Origin of the sequence: Shewanella sp. CAL98-MNA-CIBAN-0140 (assembly GCF_040309905.1) — a bacterium.
Classification (GTDB): domain Bacteria; phylum Pseudomonadota; class Gammaproteobacteria; order Enterobacterales; family Shewanellaceae; genus Shewanella; species Shewanella psychromarinicola.
The window spans coordinates 1-255 of record NZ_JBEOPI010000225.1 but is presented as its reverse complement, the minus strand read 5'-3'; the positions used below and the strand labels follow the sequence as shown (position 1 = coordinate 255).

1 protein-coding gene is annotated in these 255 nt (G+C 38.4%); it reads left to right on the top strand.

The features are described 5' to 3' along the window. The coding region (gene hisG, locus AAEY93_RS20855; RefSeq protein WP_351079610.1) for an ATP phosphoribosyltransferase at nucleotides 1-255 on the top strand (255 nt) is incomplete at both ends.

Here is a 255-nt window from a genome sequence, read left to right as displayed (position 1 = left end):
GAATGGATTAATGCAAGGCGATACTATTTTAGAATCAAACGCTTGTTTAATTCAAAATAAAGACCTACAAGATACCGATAAATTAGCACTTATTAATAAGCTTATGCCGCGCCTACGTGGTGTTAGACAAGCTAAAGAAAGCAAATACATTATGCTACACGCGCCAAAAAATAAGCTTGAAGAAATTTGCGAAATTTTGCCTGGCTCTGGTCAACCTACCCTACTTGCCCTTGCCGGTAGTGATGATTATGTAGC